Raw genomic sequence first — 25628 nt, forward strand, 5'->3', positions numbered from 1 at the left:
ATTAAATATATTGGATTATTTACATTTAATTCATAAATATCACACCGCAATGATTATCAATGATTGATATTGAGTGTTTTTTTTGGCAGGATAACTCGAAGTTAAATAATTATAAAACCAATGTTATTTATTCGTTGTATTGCGGATGTATTTACACTAATAAGGTATTGATAAATGAATATTCTAGTAAGCGATAGAAATTACTCCCAAAATTTACTATCTAAAAGGTGCTTTTTCTTTGGCTCAGTTCTATCTTTTGTGAGGCTATGCCCGAAAATAAAATTTATGGCGATGTTGTTTATATTTTCATTCACAAGTTACGTCAGTGCCGATATTTCTGCCCAATCACCACTTAAAATTGCAGACAACGGTCTCTACTTTGATGGTAAAGATTTAGATTATGGTACTGTTTCTCAAGCAGACACTGGTGATAAATATGATTTTTTCTTTGGTCGCAGTATATCTGCCCACGGAGATGCGGTTAAAACTTACAAGCATTTTGTATTTATGACATGGTATCGGGGTGGTAAAAATGACAGACATGTCATGTTAACTCGTCTAAACACCCTAACAGGTAAAACCGTAGACATAGAATTTCCACACCAACATACAGGTTTTAGAGGTAACCCACTGATAGGTGAATCACACAACACGATTGGAATCGCGGTAAGTCCGATTAATGGCACCATACATATGGTTTATGATATGCATGCTTATGATAATAATAATCATGATGGTGTTTTCAAAGATGATTTCTTTCGATATTCATTTAGCATACCCGGAGCAGCTGAAGTATCAGATGAAGAATTTACTCTCCAACAATTTGTGAAAGATACAAGTGAGATTAGCCAAGGTGAAGATGATTATAAGCATCTAGTTATGACAGGCAACTTATCCGATAAAGGTAATTTTGCTCGCTTAACATATCCTAAGTTTTTTTCAACCGATGATGGAACATTATTACTATATATGCGTTTGGGTGGTAATAATAATGGGGCATACTTATTTAATAGCTATGATGCAGCCACTGAGACATGGTCCAAATTTACTAAGTTTAACGAAAATAATCAGAAAAGCTTAGGAAATGAATATAACTGGGGCCTATATGGCAACATGAAATACCTTAATGGCAAGCTACGTATTGGTTTTCAACAGCGCAGCAGTGACAACAATGATAAATACAAATATCAAAATGGTGTTTACTACGCTTATTCTAACCATCCGCGAGGAACTGGTGACTGGTTTAATCATCGCGACGAGTCCATTACTTGGCCGTTAATAAACTCAGATGAAATCAAAGTGTTTGAGCCAGGTGATTATATTACTCACGAGCAGCCAAATTCTGTATATATAGTTAAAGACTTTGATTGGACAGTAACCGCACGTGGTGATATCCACACTATCAGCTTAGTAAAAACGAATGCATCTTCTGCAGAAGCTACAAAGTTTGGATTTGCAGATGTAGAAAAAGAACAAGTCTACATTCACGCTTATAAACCTGCGGGCGCAGATGAATTTATTATAGATACCGAATTTGTAGGTGCCTCAGCCATTTATACATCAGGTGATAACATTTATATTATAGGGTTGGATAATGGTAGACCTTATATTGAGGTTGCTAAAGGTGGTACTAATGAATTTACTCGAGCTTATACATCTAATTCTGGACCAATATTCACACATGGAACCATATATATAAACGATGGAGTGGTTTATTTCTACATGCAGGAGCGTGGCACAGGTAATGCAACACCGCTATATCTTCAAATATTTGACTTGGGTATTTCGCAGGTAAATGTCAGTTTTCCAGAAGCTCAACTTACTATTCCAAAGGGATATTCTGAGCTATCAATTACCGCATTACCAACGGTTGGCAATTCATCTAAAAGTATAACAAGTGTGTCGCTATTCATTAACAATAATCTAGTTTCTACACTCGATACTGCGCCATTTAATTGGTCTCAAGCGGAAGCATTACTAAAAGATTTAGATATCGGAACCTATCAGCTCAAAGCGGTGGCAACTGATAACACTGACGCTACTGTCGAATCCACGATGGATGTAATAGTAGTTGATAGTGCACCGACAATTGCTTTTTCCAACAACAACGTTGAGTTACTAGAAGGGTATGATGAAGTAACGATTTCAGTAACAGCAAGCTCGCCAGATACTAATCGCAGTATTACCGAAACAAGGCTTTACCTTAACGATACACTGGTCAGCAGAAATGATATAGCGCCCTACACTTGGACATTTGCCGATGCTGCGTTACAGGGGCTAGTCGCTGGTAGTTATACTCTGCGAGCAGAGGTTACTGATAGCGAGAATGAAACTGCTGAAGCTTCAGCCACAATCACGGTGATTGATCCTACACCAACAGTCAGTTTTGCTAAAGATACGTTTACATTAACAGAAGGCTACACAGCGTTTTCTCTAAATGTCAATGCAACCACTCCAGTTTCAGGACGTACCGTGGCAGAAGTACAGTTACTCGTAAATGATAACGTCATTCGCAGTGAAACAGTAACTCCTTATCAATGGGGGCATAATGCTGATTTCCAGGCTGAATTACTTAACTTCCCAGTAGGCACACATACGTTAAAAGCGATCGTAACTGATAGTGCGGGTTTAAAAGCAGAAGCGACTGCAACATTAAGTGTGCAAGAGGTCGTTGTGGCACCCGTTGTTACATTCAGCCAAATCCCGACCTCAATACAACAGGGTTATAGTGATTTAATGATTACGGCAAGTGCTACTACTCCAATGCGTACACGCACAATAGCGCATGTTAGCTTATTTGTGAACGATATCAAAATAGCACAGGTAGACACCGCACCATACCAATGGACTGACAGCATGAGTGGTTTAGCATCATTGACAGCAGGTACATATCAACTACGTGCAGTTGCTACTGATAGTGCGGGTGTAGAATCAGCCATAACAGGACAACTAGTTATTGCTGCGCAACCATCTACCACACCAACACCTACGCCGACACCATCACAGCCAAGTTCCGACGGAGGCTCTGGTGGTTCTACCTCATTATTAATGTTGGGATTAATGTTGCTATGCTTATGTAGAAAGGTAATACGTTAGTATTATCGTAACCATATAAAAAAGAGCATGTTTTACATGCTCTTTTTTTGACTGATATCGTTATAATTTCAATGTAACACCTAATATTACATGTCTATCAAAAAAGACTAACTAACATAAAAGCATTCTTTCCTTAAGCAGCATTTATCGCGGTATTGCTAGTTTAATGTTCACCTCCCAAGCCGACAATTATGTTGTTGTCTATGTTCTAAGTTTGACCCATACTTAATTACACACAACTATCCATAACAGGCAGCATATCAAACTCGAAGCCCACTCAAATCAAACCAATACCAACCATAAACCGTAAATTAATGAGTTATATTGACTGAAAATGACTTAAATATTTGTTTTTTTGTGGTAGAGTTAACATATTGTGTTTTTTTTGTTAAGCAATTGGAGTTAGCTATGAAAGCAACCTGCCTCGGCGCTTTATCAATCCTTTTTACATCATTGCCGTTACCCACATTGGCGAATACGTTGCCTGACATTTTATCTAGCGACACTGATTATTTAACGGATTTCTCTTATGCTGGATATAAATTTGGCACGACACCTCTTCCTACTGCTACTGGTACAGTCATTAATGTAACTGATTATGGAGCAGTACCCGACGATGCCATTGATGATACTCACGCGATTATCAAAGCAATTGATGCTGCTAACTCAACGACTGGAAATGTCATTGTGCGTTTTCCTAAAGGCCGTTTTATTATCAGTGATTATATTGAAATTACGCGTAGCAATTTTGTTTTACAAGGAGCTGGCAGCGGCAAGTTAGGCACAGTTTTTTATTTCCCAAGGCCATTGAGCATGGTGGATGATAAAGGGAAATTAGAGGAAATCCGTAAATACCTAAAAAAATACGATAAACGCCAGAGAACCCCAACTGAAAACTTAGATATTTTATATTCTGAATATTCATGGACAGCGGGCTATTTGTGGGTTGGCCCAAAAGGCAACCGTGGTTTTGCATATCTAGATGAATACAACACTCCAGCATCTGCTGATTTGGCGATGGGACAACAAGGTGCTCGTGGCGAACGGATATTATCCGTCTCCGATACGAGCAAATTTAGCGCAGGGCAACGTATCGAAATTCTATGGCATAACCGCCAAGGTAAAGAAGGTGCGCTGATTCAGTCTATCTACGGTGATACCGATTTGGCTATAGGTTCTCGACATTGGACAAACCCTGACAAACCTCTTGTTAAACAGCGTACAGTAGTTGAAGCTATTAATGGCGATAAAATAACGATTGCAGATACATTACTCCATGATATCAACATGAAATTACCAGTTCATATTAAACAATGGGAACCAATAGATAATGTAGGCATTGAAGATATACGTTTTGAATTCCCAAGTGCAGCTTGGTTTGGTCACCATGTAGAAGCGGGCTACAATGGTATTTACCTCTCCGGTGTCGCCGACAGTTGGATCCGTAACACAAGTTTCGAAAACGCAGACAGTGGAGTCATTACCTATGACAGCGCCAATGTAACTATTTCAGATCTAAATTTCACTGGTGATAAAGCCGGTCATTACGCGGTACATTTAGGCAATGTACATAATTTTTTGGTGCAGGGCTTACATATTTTCACGCCAGTTGTGCATACGTTTACTTTTAATACACAGTCTACACGAAGTGTTTACAAGGATTCATTTGCCTACGCTGGTGTTGTGCTCGATCAACATGCTGGTGCTAACCACCAGAACTTGTTTGATAACCTAACTTTGAACATCGATGTTCTACCTAATGCTACACGCCCAACATACCCTTTGTATAACGGCTCTGGCGCAGGGTATTGGCAGCCGGGGCATGGTCGTTTTAACACGTCTTGGAACCTCAAGCTCAATATTCGCAGCGGTGTTTTGAGTGGACAGAAATTACATATAGAAGGTCTTGCTGAAGGTCCTGACGCTCGTGTCATCGGCTTATCTGGTAATCGTGAACTCACCCTAGAATATTTTCCTACACCTTATGTTGAGCGTCTCAACGAACGGGTGTCGGACATACCCTCTCTTTACGATTATCAATTACAACAAAGAGATTAAGGAACACCAGCATGTATATCGGGATTGACTTAGGTACATCGGGCATTAAAGCAGTACTCACCTCGACCACCGGGGAGATTATTGCACAAGCGACTGCTGGACTTGAATGTAGCCATCTGCACCCATTACACAGTGAACAACACCCACAAGATTGGGTGAATGCATTGCATTTGGTTATGGCAGATTTGCAACAACAGCAGTCGTTGGCGCAGGTGCGCTCGATTGGATTGAGCGGACAAATGCATGGAGCGGTTTTACTTGACGTTCAGGGCCAAGTATTGCGTCCTGCCATTTTATGGAATGATGGACGTAGCTTTGCTGAGTGCGAAGAGCTGTCAACTCATACAACGGATGCGCTCAACATCACAGGCAACCTCATCATGCCTGGCTTTACCGCTCCTAAATTATTGTGGGTTAAGACCCATGAGCCGGATATTTTTGCACAAATTAATAAAGTACTCTTACCCAAAGACTTTCTACGTTATATTTTATCTGGTGAATACGTTACCGAAATGTCTGACGCAAGCGGCACTATGTGGCTAGATGTTACCAAACGGCGCTGGAGTAAAGAGATGCTAGCTGCTACTGGGCTATCTGAAAAACATATGCCAACGCTATGTGAAGGTAGCGAAGTCAGTACGCAAGTCACTCCTGAATTATACACCAAATGGGGATTACCAGCTAATGTCAATATTGCTGGTGGTGGTGGTGATAATGCTGCAGGTGCCGTAGGTATCGGCTTAGTCGAACCTGGACAAGCGATGCTATCTTTAGGCACATCAGGCGTGTATTTTGTAGTAACAGATACTTATTCTTCTGCACCACGTAAAGCCGTACATAGCTTTTGTCATGCATTACCCAATACGTGGCATTTAATGTCAGTCATGCTAAGCGCAGCTTCTTGTACTGACTGGCTGTGTAAGTCAATTATAAATACCGATATCAATACGATGTTCGAACAGTTAGACCAACGCACCGATTACACGCCAAGCAAGCTATTATTTTTACCTTATTTAAGTGGCGAGCGCACTCCGCACAACGACCCAGATGCCAAAGGTGTCTTCATTGGTTTAACGCAATCCACCACTTACCTAGATATGTTTCAAGCCGTGTTAGAAGGGGTAACATTTGCGTTTAAGGACGGTTTTGATGCAATTCATGAGGTTGCACCAGAAGTCGATGAAATCAACATTATTGGCGGTGGAGCTAAAAGCCCCTACTGGCGTCAACTGATCGCTAATGTATTACAATCCCCTGTGGTATATCGCGAGGGCAGTGAAGCTGGAGCTGCCCTAGGTGCAGCTAGGCTAGCGATACTAGCTGATACTGATGCTTCAGTAAGCGACGTCTGTGCACCGCCTGCCGAACTCGACAGACATACACCAGACTCAGCGTTAAATACCCAATACCAACAAAAATATGCGCTATATCAACAGCTATATAAGCAACTTTACCCTATTTTTAAGCAACTATAATCTTCAATATGATAGGTAACAACATGCAAAACTATTTTAACGATATTCCTCATATTAAATTTGAGGGACCAAACTCAACTAACCCTCTTGCATTTAAACATTATGACGCCAACGAAATCGTCGCAGGTAAACCAATGCGTGAGCATTTGCGATTTGCTGCATGCTACTGGCACAACTTCTGTTGGGATGGCGCAGATGTATTTGGTCAAGGCACTTTTAACCGCCCGTGGTTAACAGCAGCAGCACAAGCCAATCCAATGCAAGCAGCAAAAGATAAAGCCGATGCTGCATTTGAGTTTTATCAGCGCTTAGGTATTGATTATTATTGTTTCCACGACATTGATGTTGCGCCTGAAGGCAATAGCGTCAAAGAGTACGTTGAGAACCTTGCCGTTATGACCGATGTGCTAGCACAAAAGCAAGCGGAAACTGGTCTCAAACTATTGTGGGGCACGGCTAATGTATTTAGTAATCCACGTTATGCTGCAGGTGCAGCGTCTAACCCAAACCCTGAAGTATTTAGCTATGCGGCAACACAGGTTTTTCATGCAATGAATGCAACCAAAACTCTTGATGGCGCTAATTATGTACTATGGGGTGGACGTGAAGGCTATGAAACACTATTAAACACTGACTTAAAACAAGAACGTGCACAGCTAGGACGTTTCTTTACAATGGTTGCAGAGCACAAACACAAGATTGGATTTACAGGCGATCTCTTGATTGAGCCTAAACCACAAGAGCCAACCAAACACCAATATGACTATGATACTGCTACCGTACATGGCTTTTTACAAGAGTTTGGTTTAGAAAAAGAATTCAAAGTCAATATCGAGGCTAATCATGCCACACTCGCTGGGCACTCATTCCACCACGAAATTGCAACGGCTACCTCACTAGGTATTTTTGGCAGTATTGATGCAAACCGTGGTGACCCACAAAATGGTTGGGATACTGACCAGTTCCCGAATGATGTTGCAGAGCTGACATTAGTGATGTATGAGATCTTAAAAGCGGGCGGATTCACCAACGGTGGTTTGAACTTTGACTGTAAACTACGTCGTCAAAGTAACGATGCTGCAGATTTATTCCTCGGTCACATTGGTGGCATGGATGCGCTTGCAATCGCGTTGAAAAAAGCTGTGCGTTTACTCGACAATGACGTCTTTGCCCAAAGCAAAACAAACCGTTATCAAGGTTGGTCGAGTGATTTTGGTCATCGTGTTATGAACGGTCAACACTCGTTAGAAAGTTTAGCTAATCATGTGATTGATAATAACCTATCACCAACACATGTGTCTGGGCAACAAGAACGCCTAGAAAATGAGTTAACTCAACTACTATATCGCCCAGAATAATTGCGGGCAAACCGCTTAAGGTAAAAGGAAAATTCATGAATAGACGTCAATTTGTTTCAGGCTCTTTGCTATTAGGTTCAACAATCACGTTATCTGCTTGCCACAGCACGCCAGAGACTGAGGTGAAAGCCGGTGTTCTGCAGTCATCTCGTAACGAGATCATGCCATTAGCTGAGAGAAAGAAATGGTTGGCGTCATTTTCATGTAATATCGAACAGTGGTTTCGACCAATGCCGTTTTTGCAGCGTATCGCTGCTGCCAAAGCTCTGGGATTTTCTGCTATAGAAATCTGGAACCCAAACAGCCCTAAGAACGGTAAAACGCCAGAAGCAATTATTGCTGAGGTTCGTAAACAAGGTATGCGGCTCACCAGTTACTCTCCTAACCCACCTAACTTTGCAGATCCTGCTAATGAAGCAGCCTTTTGGGAGTGGCTCGAATTAGCTATTACCTCTGGCAAGACCTTAGGTGTGCCAAATTTTAACGTCACAGGTCATAAGCTCGTTCCCGGATTAGACGAGTCGCAAATGATAAAAAATTATACTGCTTTATTAAAACAAGCTGCACCAAGGCTTGAGGCTGAAAATATGGTTGCCACCATTGAGCCATATAATCCCTATACCCATAAAGGTCACTTCATATACGGCAATGAACCCGCACTCAGTATTTGTCGTGAAATTAACTCTCCGGCGGTAAAACTCAACTGGGACTTTTTTCACATGCAGCGCACTAATGGTAATCTCATTACACATCTTGAAAGTGGTTTTGACCAAGTCGCTTACATCCAGCTCGCCGATTCGCCATATCGCAATCAACCTGGCACTGGCGAAGTCGCCTATGGCAATGTGCTTAAACGGTTACGAGCACTTGGCTACAAAGGCTATATTGGCGCTGAGTTTTTCCCACTAGATAAAGATGTCGAAAAAGCGGCGTCGGATATCGCATATCTTGCCAAAGCTATAAATCTACAAGCACCAATCACATAGGTAATTAAAATGAAAAATAATAAGTCGTGGTTTTTTATATTGATATCTTTAAGCCTATTGGCTGGATGTGCCACAACCGCAATACCTAAAAACCTATTAGACCCAACTTTATCTGAATTTCATAACATTTATGATTATGGCGATGCACAATATGTCGATGGGGAGTTAGTGTTGCAAGCAACCAAAAACTGGTTCTTTATGACCCAAAAAACATATGCTGATTTTATTTTAACAGCTGAAGTACTCCTACCTGATGTAACTGAATACAGTAACTCAGGGATCATGTTTCGCAGTCAAATACTTAATTCAGAAAAAGGTCCTATGGCAATAGGCTATCAAGTCGATATCGACCCGAGTGATAGGAAATGGACGGGAGGCTTATTTGATCAGAGTCGAAGATTATGGCTACACCCAATCCATCCAACGCGTTCTCACCCTGATGAGCATTTTCTGTTGAACTATACACCCACTTGGACAACTACCATGGCGAATGCCTATAAGCATTTAGAATGGAATCACATTCGTATTGAATGTCGTGGTAATGAAATCAAAATTTATGTCAACGACGTGCTAACGACGCATGTTTTAGACAATACTGATGCAGAAGGCTACATTGGCTTTCAGCATCATGGAAGCAAAACACTACGCGAAACTGGACACTCTAATAATGTTGTAAGATTCAGAAATATTAACGTTATTGAGTTTTAAAAAACGCGAAGATAGTTACGTTTACTTAGGAGCACCTATGTCACATCTAACAATCAGTAGAAGAGTATTTATTGGTTCAATCGCCTATTTGGTCACAGCACCGACCTTGGCATTTGTGCCTTTTGCAAAGGTATCAGATAGTGCCTTACCGGTAACCACTGATGGACAATTTTTTACCGCATCAGAACTGACGATACTTGCAGATATTGCAGAGTTCATGATCCCAAAAACCGTCACTCCTGGTGCTACTGATGCTCATGTCATTGCCGTGTTAGATGCTATGATGTTGACATGGGCAAGTACCAAAACGCAAACGCAGTTTAGGCAACTAATCAAACAAATCCAGCTACTATCAAGTGACACTCTAGGTGCAAGCTATGCGAAACAGCCACTGGAACAACGAAGCAAGTTTATCGCAGAATTAGATAAGCAAGCGTTCCAGCATCCAGACACTCAGATTTCTATGCATTACCGCAAGTTTAAAGACATTGTCTTCCACATCTACTACACATCCAAAGAAGCGAACCCCGATTACCAGTTAATCCCTGGCACTTACAAAGGCTGTGTTAGCGCTGATGAATTAAGTAATAAAGGTCAAACCCTATGAAACAAAAATATGATGTCATTGTCGTTGGTTCCGGTATAACCGGAGGCTGGGCAGCCAAAGAGTTTTGTGAAAAAGGCTACAATACACTCGTGATTGAGCGTGGTCGCCACGTAGAACATGGTGGTGAGGAATACACCGATATGCAGGCGCCCTGGGATATAGAAAATCGAAATAAGGTCCCTGAAATATTTGATGAACAAGGCCGATACCAAACGATTAATGATAAAGGGTATTTTAAAAATGCAACCAAGCAGTTTTTTGCTGATGATAAAGAGCACCCTATATCTTACCCCGATGACAAACCTGTACGTTGGGTGCGCAGTTATCAGCTAGGTGGACGTTCTGTAACGTGGGGACGCCAAGTGTTACGTTGGGGGCCAAAAGATTTTATAGCAAACGCCAAAGATGGCCATGGTATTCCTTGGCCAATTGGCTACGACGATTTAGCACCTTGGTATGACTATGTTGAACGTTTCATTGGCGTATCAGCAAACCGAGACGGTCTTGATGTATTACCCGACGGCGTGTTTCAAAAACCATGGGAAATGAGTTGTGCAGAACAGTACATAGCTAAAAACATTGCCAAACATTATGATGATAGACGGCTAATCATTGGCCGTGCGGCGAATATCACTGAGCCGACTCCAGAACAAATGGCATTAGGCAGAGCGCCGTGCCAAGCTCGTTCTTATTGCAAACGTGGATGCACATTCGGTGCCTATTTTAGCTCGTTATCGGCAACACTTCCTGCAGCCAAACGGACAGGTAAGCTCACTATTGTGACCGATGCGGTTGTGGAATCTATTTTGTATGATAACAAACAGCAACGTGTAACTGGCGTAAATATTGTTGATACAAATACCAAGCAAACACGTCAATATCACGCGCGCACAGTATTTTTGTGTGCATCAGCCTTTGCCTCGGTACAGATCTTATTAAACTCGACTTCTGAGCACTTCCCTAATGGACTTGCTAATAGCAGCGGTATGCTGGGTCATTATATCATGGACCATTTTTCTGGTGTAGTTGCCCATGCCGAAGTACCCGGGTATGAAGATAAGTTTGCCTATGGTCGCAGACCAATAGCGACCTACATTCCAAATTATCGCCATGAAAAATTAGCTGATGCAAATTTTGTGCGTGGCTATGGCTATCAAGCTACAGCACAACACCGCCGCAATACCGGGACGCATGCAAAAAAAGCAGGCATTGGCGCCGCAGTAAAAGATGCTAGTATGCAACCGCAACCGTGGCGTTTTTTAGCTATTATGTATGGCGAAATGTTGCCCTACTTCTCCAACCGAATCAGCTTACACCCTAACAAAAAAGACCAGTGGGGAATACCATTATTGCATGTAGATGCGGAGATTCATGAAAACGAACGCAATATGATCAAACGCGCAAGTTTAGACATCGTTGAAATGCTCAATACCGCAGGATGTACTGATATTAAAGTGAATCAAGTGCCTGATGATGAGCACATCCAGATTGGCGATAGGATCCATGAAATGGGCGGTGCATGTATGGGTGCAGATCCCAAGACCTCAGTACTTAATAAGTGGGCACAAAGCCATGATGTACCTAACCTCTTTGTGACAGACGGGGCGTGTATGTCATCTTGCGCCACGCAAAACCCCTCACTTACCTACATGGCAATTACGGCACGTGCGGTGGATTATGCAGATAAATTATTAAAGCAAGGGGTTATTTAAGCCTATGCACGCGTAAAGTCGAGGGCATGGGAATGTTCTCTCTGGCTTGATCTCGATTTGGGTGCATTGCCTCCCAGCTAATATAGTATTGCGTAGAGGGACTGGTTTGTTCGTCTCGCATTGGTAATACACGCTGCGGAATATCATTATCTATATCGTATTGTGTTATAGCGTTGGGTAAATCGCTTTGGGAAACGTTACTAGATAATACTTCTAAAGAATTTGCATCAAGTACCCACTGCCAATCATTGTCATGGTATTTTGCTGATACAACAATCTGCTTACCGCTGTTGATAAATGCTGGTTGGCTCGTGATGATGGGTAATTTGAGCGCACCGCCTTTGTCTAAATCGACACGTGAATTTTTCCAGTCTGATACTCGAACCTCACGCCATTCATGACCTTCTTTGCGACGCAAATACACCTGTGTGTTACCTTGCTCATCATATTTTTGATACGTCACCAAAACGCGCTGTTCACTATCAAAGCCAATCGGAGTTCTGCCATTGAGCAAACCACCGTGCATAGGTACCGGATCTATCACCTCACTATTAGCTAATTGTATTGGCAGCCCTATTGGCTCTCCGTTAGAGGTCTCCCAATTGACCAGATCGCGACTGCGAGCATATGACAGATCGTGATTGCTAGATGCAATCGGTGTCTCCCGCCACACAAAGCTCAAATGCGCATAACCATCTGGACCAAATACTGGGCCGTATGGATATACACTGCGTTGCCCTTGCCCATCAAGCACTGGTTTTTTATAGGTATTGCGCCATTGCTTTGCGCTATTATCCCAACTCAAATAATACCACGATCCACGATTACTGGAACCATCTCGGTATTTAAAAAATAATTGTCTTTGCCGATCTACAAAAAAACCAGGATATGTCATGCGCTCTTCATGCGCAGCAGATACCATCTGTTTGACTGGTATTAAAGAACGAGGATCATATGGCTTTGTCGAACGAAAATAGACCAGAGGATTGGTATGGAGATTCCCGACAATATGAATATGCCCATCTGCATCAAATGCCGCAGTAATACTGTTATGAGCATCCCAGCCGAGATAGCTTGGCAGCTTGTGATAAATCCACGGAGCACCGTTCACATCACCTAACTGCCTCAGCGCCACACTCATTTGACGAGAAGCATCGTAATAAGCAACCAGTTGATAATCACCTTGACTAATAAAATCAAACCAAACGCGTTGGCCAGCCCAAACAAAGTCTATTGCTTCAGCCCGAGCAGCTGAGGTATCTTCAGACCCAGATGTGGCTGCTACTACCACGTGCCACATTCCCAAAAATATACAGATTAATGCAGCACGCAGTGAGTTAAGCATTACAGTGACCTATACAAAATCATCGCGGTGGGGATTAAATGTATCAAGCAACTGACTGTCTTGTTCTAGGGCAACAACACCGTGCGCTGTTCCTTTGGGAGCTAAAAATGAATCACCCGCTTTAATGGTGCGCTTTTCATTACCCAGTTCAACTTCAAATGCCCCAGCTAGACAAATCGCAATTTGATCGTGTACGTCATGACTATGAACCTCACCTACCGCATCTTTATCAAAATTCACACAAACAGCCATTAAACCATCAGTGTATGGCATAATTTTACGTTTAATACCGGGTTCAACACGTTCCCATTCAACATCATCGCTGATAAAAAATTGACCGTCAGCCATTGCTCTATTCCTTATTAATTTATATTAAAAGCTTTTAGCACATTACAACAGTTTCAAGTCACCATCAATCAATATCAATCAAATTATAGTATTTGCGAGTTAATTTAAATCATGCGTTTGTTGGATTTGCTGACGTAAGCGTGAAGGTGAAATCGCAAATAGTGCTTTAAACTGCTTACTAAAGTAACTATGCTCGGCAAAACCACACGCTTCAGCAATATCGCTAATCGGTCGGTGCGACTCAATAATCATACGCCTCGCGTTTTCAAGGCGCACTTGATTGATAAATTGCTTAGGGGTTTTGGATAACTGTTTCTTAAAGCGTCGTTCTAACGCACTTATAGACAAAAAACTGATCTCGGCAAGTTTTGCCACCGTGATTGACCCGAAATAGTGTTGATGAATGTAATCAGTTGCCGTTTTAATATCGTTAACAGCAGCAAGCAATGGCGATGTTTCATTTAAATGCTGCGTAAATCCATAAGAACCAATAATATCTTGCGCGGCATTACGTAAAGGGCGTTTATAAGTAGAAAACCAACCGTATTGACCATTTTTTAGCATATTCATCTCTAAGCGCTGATCAATACTCTCGCCACTAATCACCCTATCATCATCAATCAGATATTGACGAGCCAAAAAGTACGGCGTAAAGCTCAAATCCGTTTTACCTAGCACGTGTTCAATATGCTTGTAGTCGTATTGTTCCAAAAATGCAGTATTGGCATACACAATCCGGCTATCCCTATCTTTTATCCAAAACAGTATATTTGGCATAATATTTAGCATATCTATAATTTGTTGCACCCCAACATCATTCAAGAATGCAGCAGAATCTTCTTTTTTATTGACGTTCATTATTATCAACTCAGTTATAAGAGGAACCCATAACGCCGAATTTATCATACTTTAGACCGATTTAATAATATCCATATATGTTATTAACTTGTTAAATTAGGGTTAATTATTTATTTAACGGTATGGAATATATGGAACATCGAAAACTTCGTATGGGTATGGTCGGCGGCGGAGAAGGCGCGTTTATTGGTAACGTACACCGAATGGCGGCTAATCTGGATGGACAGATAGAGTTGGTGTGTGGCGCCTTTAGTTCAAATGCAGACAAAGCAAAGCGCTCTGGTGAGGCCTTGTTTTTACCCGCTGACCGTTGCTATGCAAGCTATGCAGAGATGTTCAAAGCAGAGCAAGCCCGTGATGCTGATAGCCGCATGGATTTTGTCGCCATAGTCACGCCGAATCATTTGCATTTTGATGTGGCGAAAATGGCAATGGAACACGGATTTCACGTGATTTGTGACAAACCAGCCACATTTACACTCGCTGAGGCGAATGAACTTGCAGCGGTGATTGCGAAACATGAACGTTTGTTTGGCCTAACCCACACTTACACTGGTTATCCCATGGTCAAACAAGCCCGTGACGAGGTTCAAAAAGGCACACTAGGCAAAATTGTTAAGGTCGTCGCACAATATAACCAAGGTTGGCTCGCCGCAAGTGCTGATACCAACAATAAACAAGCTACATGGCGTTTAGATCCTACACAAGCGGGTGTCAGTTGCTGTATGGGAGATATTGGTGTTCATGCAGCGAACCTAATGGAGTACGTTACTGGCCACAACATCACAGAAATATGCGCCGACCTACATTCAGTTGTGTCTGGCAGAACATTAGATGATGATGGCACCGTGCTTGCCAAACTCGATAATGGCGCAACCGGTATTGTTACCGCTAGCCAAATCTGTATCGGAAATGAAAACAATCTGACTATCAGCGTCTACGGTGAAGAAGCAGGCTTGAGTTGGCGCCAAGAAGAGCCAAATACCCTGCTTCTAAAATACAACGACCAACCAACACAAATCATCCGTACCTCTGTGGGTGAGTTAAGCCACGAATCCACATTAGCAACTCGTACTCCAGCAGGACACCCTGAAGGCTACTTAGAAGCATTTGCCAACCTATATGTGCGCTTTACAGAACAAATCCGCGCCTTTCCTGAAGCTCCGAAAGGACTTGAACCTATCCCAGGCGTTGAAGAAGCAATTCGTGGAATGGCGTTTATTGAAAACGCAGTAAGTGCGAGTCAATCAGATGTTAAATGGCATCCCTTTAAAACCAAATAATAATAGTAAACTAAGGTAGAACATTATGAAAGAAATCCGTGGACCTGGAATATTTTTAGCACAGTTTGCCGGTAATGACGCGCCGTTTAACGACTTAAATACCATCTGTCAGTGGGCAGCAGAGCAAGGCTTTAAAGGTATCCAAATGCCATCATGGGATGGACGTTTATTTGATTTAGAAAAAGCGTCCACCAGCCTAACTTATTGTGACGAAGTTAAGGGGACGTTAGCCGACCACGGCTTGACGCTCACTGAGCTATCAACGCATTTGCAAGGGCAGCTTGTAGCAGTTCACCCAGCCTACGATGCAATGTTTGATGGCTTTGCCCCCGAAGCAGTTCATGGGAACCCAGAAGCTCGAACCGAATGGGCTGTTGCACAAATGCATATGGCGGCAAAAGCCAGTCAAAACCTTGGTCTGACCGCGCATGCAAGTTTCTCCGGCGCGCTACTTTGGCAAACCATGTATCCATGGCCACAACGCCCAGCTGGGCTGGTTGAAATGGGCTTTGCTGAACTGGCCAAACGCTGGACCCCTATTCTCAACGCGTTTGATGAAGCTGGCTGTGACGTATGTTATGAGCTTCACCCGGGTGAAGACTTACACGATGGAGTGACTTTTGAACGTTTCTTGGAAGCGACTAACAATCACCCGAGAGCCAATATTTTGTATGATCCAAGCCACTTTGTCCTACAACAGCTAGATTACCTCGCATTTATTGATATTTATCATGAACGTATTCGCGCTTTTCATGTTAAAGATGCTGAGTTTACGCCATCAGGTCGTAGTGGTGTGTATGGCGGCTATCAAGGATGGATTGACCGTCCAGGACGCTTCCGTTCATTAGGTGATGGCCAAATAGATTTTAAAGCGATTTTTAGCAAGCTTACGCAATACAACTTTGATGGCTGGGCCGTGATGGAGTGGGAATGTTGCATGAAACACCCTGAAAATGGCGCTAAAGAAGGAGCTATTTTCATCAACGATCACATCATTCGCCCCACTGATAAAGCCTTTGATGACTTTGCTGATAGTGGTTCAGATAACGCTTTAAATAAATCAATCTTAGGTTTGAAATAAGGAATCATAATATGAAAGTAAATGAAAATAATTATATACATACTAACCGTATTTTTATCCTAAGTTGCTTAGCATTAATTGTGACAGCCATGACGTTTGCTATTCGTGCTGGTATTGTCCCTGAGTTAGGAAAACAATTTGAGTTAACTAATACTCAAATTGGATGGGTGATTGGTATGGCGTTTTGGGGATTTCCTGCAGCAACTGTTTTGGGGGGATTTCTATATAATAGTTTTGGACCTAAGAAACTATTGTGGGTCGCCTTTGTCTGCCACGCTACAGGCCTTATATTAACTATAATTGCTAATGGGTATTACGGTTTATTATTTTCAACGTTTTTGGTAGGTTTTGGTAATGGAGCCGTAGAAGCAGCATGTAACCCACTCATTTCAAATATGTATAAAGAAAATAAAACTACAATGTTAAATAAATTTCATGTCTGGTTTCCAGGCGGCATTGTAATAGGTGCATTGGTATCTTATGCGTTATCTAGTATGGGTTTTACCTGGGAGTATCAAATAGCAATAATGTTATTCCCAGCAACTATTTACGCATTTATGTTAGTTGGTTGTGAGTTCCCAAGTTTGGATGTAGAAATAGATACCACTTCAAGCAATGCTAAAGCATTATTAAGTCCATTGTTTGTCTTTTTCTTTCTTGTAATGACAATTACTGCAACAACAGAATTAGGTACGCAAGGATGGATTAGTGAAATATTAGCGACTTCAGGCGCTACGCCAATGCTAATACTAGCATTGATTACTGGAATTATGGCAATTGGTCGTTATTTTGCAGGGCCTTTAGTTCACAGTTTGAATCCAGTTGGAGTATTGGTAGTATCTGCTTTATTATCAACACTTGGTCTATTTTTACTAAGCCAGTTTAGTGGTGCTATGGTATATGTCGCTGCAGTAGTCTTTGCACTAGGGGTCACTTATTTTTGGCCTACGATGTTAGGGTGTGTTGCCGAATACTTACCTAAAACAGGTGCTTTAGGCCTTTCTCTAGTAGGGGGTGCCGGCATGGCTGGTGTTGCAATTTTTAATCCAATTATTGGAGCTTGGGCTGATGAAGCTAAACAGAATGCAATATCTAATGGAATTAGTGGAACTGAGCTAACAATTGCGTCAAGCCAAGCGATTCTCTCAAATTTATTGGTATTTCCAATCTTACTAATATTCATGTTTTCTGGATTATACTTATATAGACGCAAGTCAGTTAGACAATCGTAACGAAAATTTATATTCACAACATCTCTAATCTTGATCGCGTTATATTAAATAGGTTGTAATCCCCCAAAAAAATGTGGGGGATTACACACGCGTCAGGCTGAGTCATAACTAATTCACTAGACACGATTTAGTTCCATGTGGACTACACCTAATATTGCTGTGATTACCTCCCCCATTCCTTACCACCCATTTCTACCAACCGAGATGAGGCTCTTCGAAAAGAAAAGGCGAGATCGTTGGCGGACGAAAATTGTGCCAGTGACACGCCCACTCTACCCGTCGCTGACCACTCATAATACTCCCCCTCTTTGGTGCGGATCATGGTAGTTGCAAAAGAGCTCGAGTTGCCTCCCTTTTCATTCACAATCAATTCTTCATCGCCGTCAGTGGTTTGGACTTGTGCTTCAAAATCAACAAACAATTCGTCTAGCGGGACTTGCGCCACCAGCACCAAGCGAGTGCGAGATTCATAGCACGCGTCAATGAGAGTCACAAATCGTCGCGCTTCGTTGAGGTAATTACTGTCTAATTGGGGGACACCGTCCATGATCAAAACCGGAAATCTACGGCAGAGTGAAATATAATCGGCCGCCCCGAGCGGTTGATAGCACAACTCTGAAAAGTCAAACCAAGCGCATTGGTCATTCATTCTGGCGACTTGTACCGTGCGACCAAAGAGAACGGGAATACTCTCGGCTTGAGTTTCGGACGTAGTGTCACCAAATATTTCTTCCAACTGCGTATGTATGTTGTTATTGATATTATTATCGCCACGAACATCCTCGTTTGACCAAAAATAGGATTGACCATCCGCTTGAGTTTCAAGTCGATAATCCTTACCGAGATCCTCCATTGAGATAATGTCGGACGTATGTTTCAACAGTTCAATGAACGGCAAAAAGAGGGATCGGTTTATGCCTCCCTCGTACAACGCATCGGGAGAACGATTCGAAGTGGCCACTACTACTACGTTCAAATCCAATAAAAATAAAAACAATCGCTTCAAAATCATAGCATCGGCAATGTCTGTCACTTGAAACTCATCGAAACACAGGAGTTGAGATTCTTGTGCCAATTGTTGCGCAATGATGGGAATCGCATCACCTCGTGGGTGTTTTTCTTTGTAGACAAAGATCCGATGATGAACGTCTAGCATGAATTCATGAAAATGGACGCGGCGTTTGGTAACCTTTGCTTGGATGTGATTGTCGCTGTGGGCGTCATTATTACGGCAAAAATCATCATCTGGAAGCGAAACCGACGCATAAAAGAGATCCATTAGAAAGCTCTTGCCGACCCCGACCGAACCATGAATGTACAAGCCTCGAGGCGGTGGACCAAAAGACCACAAATGAAACTTCTTTCTAAGAAAGGACTGCATGGATGCTAGGGGTTGTGACAGTAAAAGTGATAATGGACTGCTACTTGTAGAGCTACTCTCTATCGGATCGTGGGCGACAGTGGGTACTGGTGGGAGCGAAGCAAGAGACTCATGCAGGGCATCGAATTTTGCTACCAGAGCAACTTGAGCGTCATCTCGTCGCACCTTCCCCGCGTCAACCATGAGTTCATACGCTGCTGTCACGGGGCCTGTCGAGAAGCACTGCGTAGCGACGCGATGTTTTGCTATTAACTTTTTCATCATCGTCTGCACTTGAGACCAATCAACTTATAAACATGGTAGTACGTTACGCTAGATGTCTGTATGGGGATCAAATGGATTATTATTAGAAACTCAAGTTTCAGGGTTAGACATTTATAACGTCAAAAAAGCTTATACTCTTTGTATTTTGCTTCAAAATGTATTTTAATGAACAAATAATATACGTTAGAGATGAATATTGTGAAGAACTCGTTTTTGGACGGAATAGCCAAAGAACTTCAATACATTTTATTAGACCACGAGATCGATTTAGGTGCCGAAGAAGAGGCTGATTACATTGATACTTTAGCGCATCTTATCAGTTTGGATATTCGCGTTGAGGAAATGAAGCAACTTATACTTGAAAACCGAGCTAAGATTGAAAGCGAAAATGATCAGTCATCTTAATGATCTTGTAATAAAACAGACTTAATCAACTCCCATTAATACCTCACCACCTCTAGATTCTTAGCCATATCTAAACGTTTTCATAATTTAAGTATCAATACTATAATAAGACATTAAACCTCTATAGTAAGGGCTGCAGAGACATTTCATACAACCCTTTCAACATAATGTGCATCATGTTTAGAACATCCATCCTGTCGGGTTTGGATGTGCTTCTTTTTGTTCTAGTGATTTCATGCCTTTAACACAGCGAATGATCAGCCAGACCACCCAAAATAAAAATACAAAGTACCCGATAATAATCAATGACAGTATTACACCAATAAACATATAAAGCGCACCAATCCAGAATGTCCGGATTTGGAATTGGTAGTGGCTTCGCAACCACTCAGGAGCATCACTTCGGTTGATGTACGCCATTACTACCCCTATTATTCCTGTCATGCCGAATACAATGCCAGCTAGGTAAAGAATATAGACGATTTTCGCGCTTCCCTGTGTTGTGTGTTGCTCTGTTACTACTGTTTCATTCATGTTTTGTTCCCTAATATTACTTAACTTAACACCAATTGAAGTATAGCCATCAGATGAATATTTGCATAAACTTTATTTAGCATTGATATTAGATAGCGACTGCAAAAAATAAGTAAGGTATTGTGCTGTATCTTATTGGTAGCTGCCCTCACCCATATGCGTAATTATTAAATAAGGAACATAACATTATGCAACTACTCGTCGACATTTCGCTTTACCCACTTGCTGAGCAATTTATAGCCCCCATTCAAGATTTCATTGATAGATTAAATACCTATCCAAATTTATCTATCAAAACCTATGCAACTAATACCTTGGTCAAAGGGGATTACCGAGAAGTCATGCAGACACTGACCAAAGAAATGGAACAGACACATAATGAAGTTGGCCAAGCTATTTTTGTGTGTAAATTTTTGAATGGGGATGAGATCGATATTAATTATCAAAAATAAAGTATTAATATTGAGTCTTGATCCATAGAAAAAACTCAAATTATCATTAAATATCTTCTTTATCTTTTGTGGCCCTGAATTCGAAAGTCAAATTACATGCAATAATGAAAATTAATACTGCTATTGTGATATTGGTATTAATTCCAAAAAACTCACTTTTCCCACCCATAGAATAAGCGAGGAGTGTTGCAGGGACAATAGCAAGCTGAGAAGGTTTTAGTTTCTTCAAGTTGAATTTTTTCATGATATTAGGAACAAAATTGCTTATCAAGCGCAAAACCCATCATCCCTAATGTTCCGCTTATTAAAGCAAAACCTTGAGCACCTGGAATGAATGAAGCACCAAATGATGCTACTGACAAAGAGTCATTAATATTACCAAGATTTGCACAGGTGTGCGCTGACCATCCTGAATTATTTTGAAATTGTGGGCTTCTAAAAGACCGATCTCGACCACCATTAATTTTAGTTAACACAGTACCATGTATTTTTTTCATTTTACTATCCTCTGATTAAATGTAGTGTGTAGGTGATTAATCTACATTCAAAGATTAGCAATAATCAGTATTATTGAAAACTGAACCTAAGCTCAGTTTTTAGCATAATAAAATAGTGTCTAACTACTCAACCGCCCCAAGAATCGTCTCATACATTTCTTGGCGCAAGCGTTTTTCTTTGGCGGGAGCGGCGCTTGCCCAACTACTATTAACCGCAATAACCAACTGCGCCTCTGGGTGAATATAGATCCCCTGACCAAAGATCCCTCGCCCTTGGAAACTGCCATCATCCCATGTCCACCATTGATAGCCATATCCACGTCCTGCTTGCCCAATATCAGCTTGTTTTGTGGTCGCCTTAGCAAACCAGCCTTCAGGCACAATAGACTCACCATCAATCATCGCGCCATCTAAAATAAATTGACCAAATCGTGCATAGTCTTTTGTAGCCGCTTGAATACAACATCCACTGATCTCATGATCAGTAGGCCCCAACACCCAAGTCGCGTCCTGTTCAACACCAATCTTTGACCATACTTTGTCAGATAAATAATCCGATAACGTCTGCCCCGTCGCTTGACTTACCAACAGCCCAATCAAATTTGTTTCACCCGTACTATATAACCAGCGCTCTCCTGCTGGCACCGCACGGGTCAACTCACGCATGTAACTGGCAGTAACATCCACACCTTCTGCTGGAGCGGTAAAATTAAATTTTGACACATCAGACTCAGGATCAGAATAATCCTCATCCCATGCTACGCCAGAAGTCATGGTTAATAACTGCTCTATCGTTACGTCATCATAGGCACTGCCGATCATCGAAGGGATATAATCACTGACCTTGTCTTGCAAGCTCTTAATATAGCCATCTTTAATTGCTGCACCCACCATAGTCGAAGTAAATGACTTAGCCACCGAAAAACTTGTCCACTTACTATCAGGGGTAAAACCTAATCCATACCCTTCATAAATCAGCTTACCTTGATGCAGCACCACTAGACTGCCGATGGATTGTTCCTCAAAAAAGCGCTGTATTTGTGCTTCACTCAATGCCAACGCCGGCCCTTGTGCTAATGGTTGAACGTCATTGCCTTTGGAGATAGTACGCTGAGGTAAAATACTGACTTTATGAATGGACTGAAAACCCGCATCACGTTGTGCTTGGTTCCAAAATAAGACGTTTTGGTCCTTGGGTGGATCGAGTATCAACACCTTTACATGCGGATCAATATTTACCCATACCAATGCCAGGATCACCACGACACTCGATGTCACTATCAACAACCACTTTTTCATACCCGTTCCTTATTTTTATTATTTAGTAAACGCCATTAATATATTGGCATGCTCGTCATCTTCAAACAAACATTGGATTGATTCAAAACCAGTTTCAGTAGCAATCTCTATCAAGGTGTCTTTACACGCAGGAAAGTCGCTACTACGGACATGATCATCTAAAATAGTCTTTTCAGTATCATTTAGCTCAGTCCAATCGGTCATGGGCTTAGCTAAATATCGGTCTAAATATGTGTCGCGTGGTTCGTCTTTGTGTGGATACACATCAATCAAATAAAAACATCCCCCTTTATCTAAGAGCTGGTAGATATTGTGGAATGCATGAATGCGTTGTTCTGGCGCTAAATGATGCAGCGCAAAACCTGAAAATATCACATCAAACTGAACACGTTGTGTCACTAAATCTGCTAATGCATGCTCAAAATCATTGTTGATAAGGTGCGTTTGGATCTGTAAAGGCGTTAAGAAATGCTGAGCATGCGCTAATGCATCGGCTGATAAATCGATGCCCGTATATGCACTGATGGGCGTATGCTTTAAGCGCCCTGTAATCGTTTGTGCGTCACCACAACCAATATCTAAAAATGAAAACGGCGCATGTATATGGGAGATTAAATCATCCTCCAACACACTATAAATTTGGTCATGCCCCATATAGTTGTGTTGCAAAATTTTTTGATAAAGCGACCAGTGATGGTCAAACATCTTGTTATATTCGTTCATCTTTCTACCCCTATGGGAAAAAGCAATGTGATGGTATTATCACCGCCCAAAGTAAAGTGTTAGAGCTCACCAATCACGCCTTCACGACGTTTATCAGCAGCCCCTTCTAATGTGCCGTCAGCATGACGCTTGATCACGCTTAATCCCGAGTTTTCACCTCGAGAGGCATCAACATCAAAACCTAACTCGCGCATGCCATCGATTAATGCTATTGGTGCTAAATCTTTTTCTAATCTTACTGTTGCACCTCGAGCCACCATATTGGGCAGATCAACGGCTGCTTGCGGGCTCATGCCCCACTCAAACACCCCCACCAAGGTTTTAACAGTGTAAGCAATAATATTATTACCACCCGGTGAGCCTGTCGCTAATAAAAATTCACTATCAGAATCTAACACAATAGAGGGTGACATGGATGATCGCGGGCGTTTACCACCGGCGACAGCATTAGCAATAGGATTACCTTGGGCATCCACAGAACGAAACGAGAAATCAGTGAGCTGGTTATTCAAAAACATGCCACCGACCATGCGTGTTGTACCAAAAATACTCTCTACAGAAGCCGTCATGGAAACCACGTCACCTTGCTTATCAACTACCACAAAATGCGTGGTACCATGCACATCATCAGTAGCGTCTATTCCAGCTGTCACCGTTTGCTCAGTGTCATTAAACGGCCAAGGATCGCCGGCAATCATGGTCACTTTTGACGCGCTATTCGGTGCTATTAACCCAGCACGTTGCGTTAAGTACTCAGCATTTAACATACCTTTTAATGGCATATCTATAAAATTAGGATCGGCAATATAGCGGTCACGATCGGCATAGGCGAGTTGCTGGGCTTGAGCAAGAATGCCCCAATTTTTTGGATCAGATGCCCCACCGGCACTAAACTTAGGACCATGCTCTAATAAGCCCATAATCATCCCTACCGCTACCCACGATGAAGGGGGTGGCGCACCGCAGATTTGGTGACTACGATATGTTTGACACAACGCTTGGTGACGCACCGGACGATACGCGGCCATGTCAGCCATTGTTAGCGTCCCTGGACGAGGAGCCTGCCCTACCATAGCGACAATCTCACGCGCAATTTGACCGGTATAAAATGAACGAGGATCTTCAGCAATTTTAGATAAGGCGTCGGCATAATCGGTATTCACTAATACATGACCGACAGGATAAGGATTGCCTTGTTCATCATAAAAGTACTCAAATGCGTCTGTTGGACCTTCACTCACATCTTTAGGTATATATTGCCAAAGCGCTCTAACATGCCATACAAGCGTGGAGAGATTTCAAATCCGTCAGAAGCTAACTGTGAAGCAGAACCAAAAAGTTCAGACCAAGGCAGTATCCCCTGTTCTTGGTGTGCCAGCTCGAGCATCGCCACCACACCCGGTACACCCGTTGCGATACCACTGGTTTTGGCTTGAATAAACCCCATACGCGTATTCGCATCCACCATGAACATGTCACTTTTTGCAGCCATTGGTGCGATTTCACGCCCATCATACACCATCACATCTTTAGACTGATTATCATAATGCACCATAAATGCACCACCGGCTAAACCTGAGCTTTGCGGCTCCACTAGACTTAGCACCGCTTGAATCGCAATAGCAGCATCTACCGCTGAACCACCGGCTTGTAGCACATCTAAACCGGCTTGAGTTGCATGAGGATTGGCAGTGACCACCATTGCAGGTGATGAAGATAGCTGTTGTTCAGTTGATTGTGTCGTTGGTTCTGACAAAGAAGAAATACCACACCCTATTAAAAGCGATGAAGTAACTAAAAACAAAGTAAATACAGAAAACATAGACCGCGAAGTTTTCATAACACATCCAAGTAAACGAAAAAGGTAAGGCTTTTAATACTACACTAACTTTCTATTGAGTATAAAGGAGATTACAGGCTGTACCT

23 protein-coding genes are annotated in these 25628 nt (G+C 42.0%); 13 read left to right on the top strand and 10 right to left on the bottom strand.

Annotation, left to right across the window (positions count from 1 at the left end):
• The first annotated feature begins 285 nt into the window (after window positions 1-285).
• From G2999_RS11580 to G2999_RS01790, 8 genes are all read left to right on the top strand, one after another.
• Window positions 286-3096, top strand: a complete 2811-nt coding sequence (locus G2999_RS11580; protein ID WP_010178125.1) for an Ig-like domain-containing protein — start codon at window positions 286-288, stop codon at window positions 3094-3096.
• A gap of 408 nt (window positions 3097-3504) precedes the next feature.
• Window positions 3505-5154 (top strand): glycosyl hydrolase family 28-related protein, encoded by a 1650-nt coding sequence (locus G2999_RS01760; RefSeq protein WP_156780183.1) that lies wholly within the window; start codon window positions 3505-3507, stop codon window positions 5152-5154.
• Window positions 5155-5165: 11 nt separating this feature from the next.
• Window positions 5166-6629 (top strand): xylulokinase, encoded by a 1464-nt coding sequence (gene xylB, locus G2999_RS01765; protein ID WP_010178129.1) that lies wholly within the window; start codon window positions 5166-5168, stop codon window positions 6627-6629.
• A gap of 23 nt (window positions 6630-6652) precedes the next feature.
• A complete protein-coding gene (gene xylA / locus G2999_RS01770; protein WP_010178130.1) occupies window positions 6653-7987 on the top strand; it encodes a xylose isomerase in 1335 nt (444 codons plus the stop codon).
• A gap of 35 nt (window positions 7988-8022) precedes the next feature.
• The gene (locus G2999_RS01775; protein WP_010178132.1) at window positions 8023-8973 is read left to right on the top strand and encodes a TIM barrel protein; all 951 of its coding nucleotides are present in this window, start codon (window positions 8023-8025) and stop codon (window positions 8971-8973) included.
• Between the two features lie 9 nt (window positions 8974-8982).
• Complete coding sequence (locus G2999_RS01780) at window positions 8983-9681, top strand: DUF1080 domain-containing protein (protein ID WP_010178134.1); 699 nt, start codon at window positions 8983-8985, stop codon at window positions 9679-9681.
• Window positions 9682-9718: 37 nt separating this feature from the next.
• Window positions 9719-10288 carry a gluconate 2-dehydrogenase subunit 3 family protein gene (locus G2999_RS01785; protein WP_010178136.1) on the top strand — a complete coding sequence of 190 codons (570 nt, stop codon included), beginning with the start codon at window positions 9719-9721 and terminating at the stop codon, window positions 10286-10288.
• On the top strand, window positions 10285-12000 hold the full coding sequence (locus tag G2999_RS01790) for a GMC oxidoreductase (protein WP_010178138.1): 1716 nt from the start codon (window positions 10285-10287) through the stop codon (window positions 11998-12000). Before G2999_RS01785 ends, G2999_RS01790 begins: the two co-directional genes overlap by 4 nt.
• Here G2999_RS01790 and G2999_RS01795 read toward each other — a convergent pair.
• The 3 genes from G2999_RS01795 to G2999_RS01805 form a co-directional block, all read right to left on the bottom strand.
• Complete coding sequence (locus G2999_RS01795) at window positions 11993-13345, bottom strand: BNR repeat-containing protein (protein WP_010178140.1); 1353 nt, start codon at window positions 13343-13345, stop codon at window positions 11993-11995. The two genes, G2999_RS01790 and G2999_RS01795, sit on opposite strands and share 8 nt — an antisense overlap.
• Window positions 13346-13354: 9 nt before the next feature.
• On the bottom strand, window positions 13355-13693 hold the full coding sequence (locus G2999_RS01800) for a cupin domain-containing protein (RefSeq protein WP_010178143.1): 339 nt from the start codon (window positions 13691-13693) through the stop codon (window positions 13355-13357).
• A 99-nt stretch (window positions 13694-13792) separates the two neighbouring features.
• Window positions 13793-14551: an AraC family transcriptional regulator gene (locus G2999_RS01805; protein WP_010178145.1), complete on the bottom strand. Its 759-nt coding sequence runs from the start codon at window positions 14549-14551 to the stop codon at window positions 13793-13795.
• A 131-nt stretch (window positions 14552-14682) separates the two neighbouring features.
• Between G2999_RS01805 and G2999_RS01810 the strand changes: the two genes are divergently transcribed.
• From G2999_RS01810 to G2999_RS01820, 3 genes are read left to right on the top strand one after another with little or no spacing between them, the layout of a single operon-like run.
• Window positions 14683-15834 carry a Gfo/Idh/MocA family protein gene (locus tag G2999_RS01810; protein ID WP_010178147.1) on the top strand — a complete coding sequence of 384 codons (1152 nt, stop codon included), beginning with the start codon at window positions 14683-14685 and terminating at the stop codon, window positions 15832-15834.
• A gap of 25 nt (window positions 15835-15859) precedes the next feature.
• Window positions 15860-16915 (top strand): sugar phosphate isomerase/epimerase, encoded by a 1056-nt coding sequence (locus tag G2999_RS01815; protein ID WP_010178149.1) that lies wholly within the window; start codon window positions 15860-15862, stop codon window positions 16913-16915.
• An 11-nt stretch (window positions 16916-16926) separates the two neighbouring features.
• Complete coding sequence (locus G2999_RS01820) at window positions 16927-18147, top strand: sugar MFS transporter (RefSeq protein ID WP_010178151.1); 1221 nt, start codon at window positions 16927-16929, stop codon at window positions 18145-18147.
• A gap of 163 nt (window positions 18148-18310) precedes the next feature.
• Here the strand turns inward: G2999_RS01820 and zapE are convergent, their stop codons facing one another.
• On the bottom strand, window positions 18311-19792 hold the full coding sequence (zapE, locus tag G2999_RS01825; RefSeq protein ID WP_010178153.1) for a cell division protein ZapE: 1482 nt from the start codon (window positions 19790-19792) through the stop codon (window positions 18311-18313).
• Window positions 19793-19990: 198 nt separating this feature from the next.
• On the opposite strand from zapE, the gene G2999_RS01830 reads away from it, so the two are divergent.
• Window positions 19991-20197 carry a hypothetical protein gene (locus tag G2999_RS01830; RefSeq protein ID WP_156780185.1) on the top strand — a complete coding sequence of 69 codons (207 nt, stop codon included), beginning with the start codon at window positions 19991-19993 and terminating at the stop codon, window positions 20195-20197.
• A 180-nt stretch (window positions 20198-20377) separates the two neighbouring features.
• Here the strand turns inward: G2999_RS01830 and G2999_RS01835 are convergent, their stop codons facing one another.
• Window positions 20378-20731 carry a membrane protein gene (locus tag G2999_RS01835; protein WP_010178155.1) on the bottom strand — a complete coding sequence of 118 codons (354 nt, stop codon included), beginning with the start codon at window positions 20729-20731 and terminating at the stop codon, window positions 20378-20380.
• A gap of 188 nt (window positions 20732-20919) precedes the next feature.
• Between G2999_RS01835 and G2999_RS01840 the strand changes: the two genes are divergently transcribed.
• Entirely contained in the window at window positions 20920-21183 is a 264-nt protein-coding gene (locus G2999_RS01840; protein ID WP_010178157.1) for a hypothetical protein, read from the top strand.
• A gap of 248 nt (window positions 21184-21431) precedes the next feature.
• Here G2999_RS01840 and G2999_RS01850 read toward each other — a convergent pair whose 3' ends face one another.
• The 5 genes from G2999_RS01850 to G2999_RS13740 all read right to left on the bottom strand — a co-directional run bounded on the left by G2999_RS01850 (window position 21432) and on the right by G2999_RS13740 (window position 25542).
• Complete coding sequence (locus tag G2999_RS01850; protein WP_010178161.1) at window positions 21432-21680, bottom strand: hypothetical protein; 249 nt, start codon at window positions 21678-21680, stop codon at window positions 21432-21434.
• A 123-nt stretch (window positions 21681-21803) separates the two neighbouring features.
• Entirely contained in the window at window positions 21804-22979 is a 1176-nt protein-coding gene (locus G2999_RS01855; protein WP_010178163.1) for a serine hydrolase, read from the bottom strand.
• Between the two features lie 18 nt (window positions 22980-22997).
• Complete coding sequence (locus G2999_RS01860; protein ID WP_010178164.1) at window positions 22998-23702, bottom strand: class I SAM-dependent methyltransferase; 705 nt, start codon at window positions 23700-23702, stop codon at window positions 22998-23000.
• Window positions 23703-23761: 59 nt separating this feature from the next.
• Window positions 23762-24943 carry a gamma-glutamyltransferase family protein gene (locus G2999_RS11585; RefSeq protein ID WP_255347322.1) on the bottom strand — a complete coding sequence of 394 codons (1182 nt, stop codon included), beginning with the start codon at window positions 24941-24943 and terminating at the stop codon, window positions 23762-23764.
• A complete protein-coding gene (locus G2999_RS13740) occupies window positions 24940-25542 on the bottom strand; it encodes a gamma-glutamyltransferase (protein ID WP_255347323.1) in 603 nt (200 codons plus the stop codon). Before G2999_RS13740 ends, G2999_RS11585 begins: the two co-directional genes overlap by 4 nt.
• Between the last annotated feature and the right edge of the window lie 86 nt (window positions 25543-25628).

This window comes from Glaciecola sp. HTCC2999 (genome assembly GCF_000155775.1).
Taxonomy (GTDB): Bacteria; Pseudomonadota; Gammaproteobacteria; order Enterobacterales; family Alteromonadaceae; genus Opacimonas.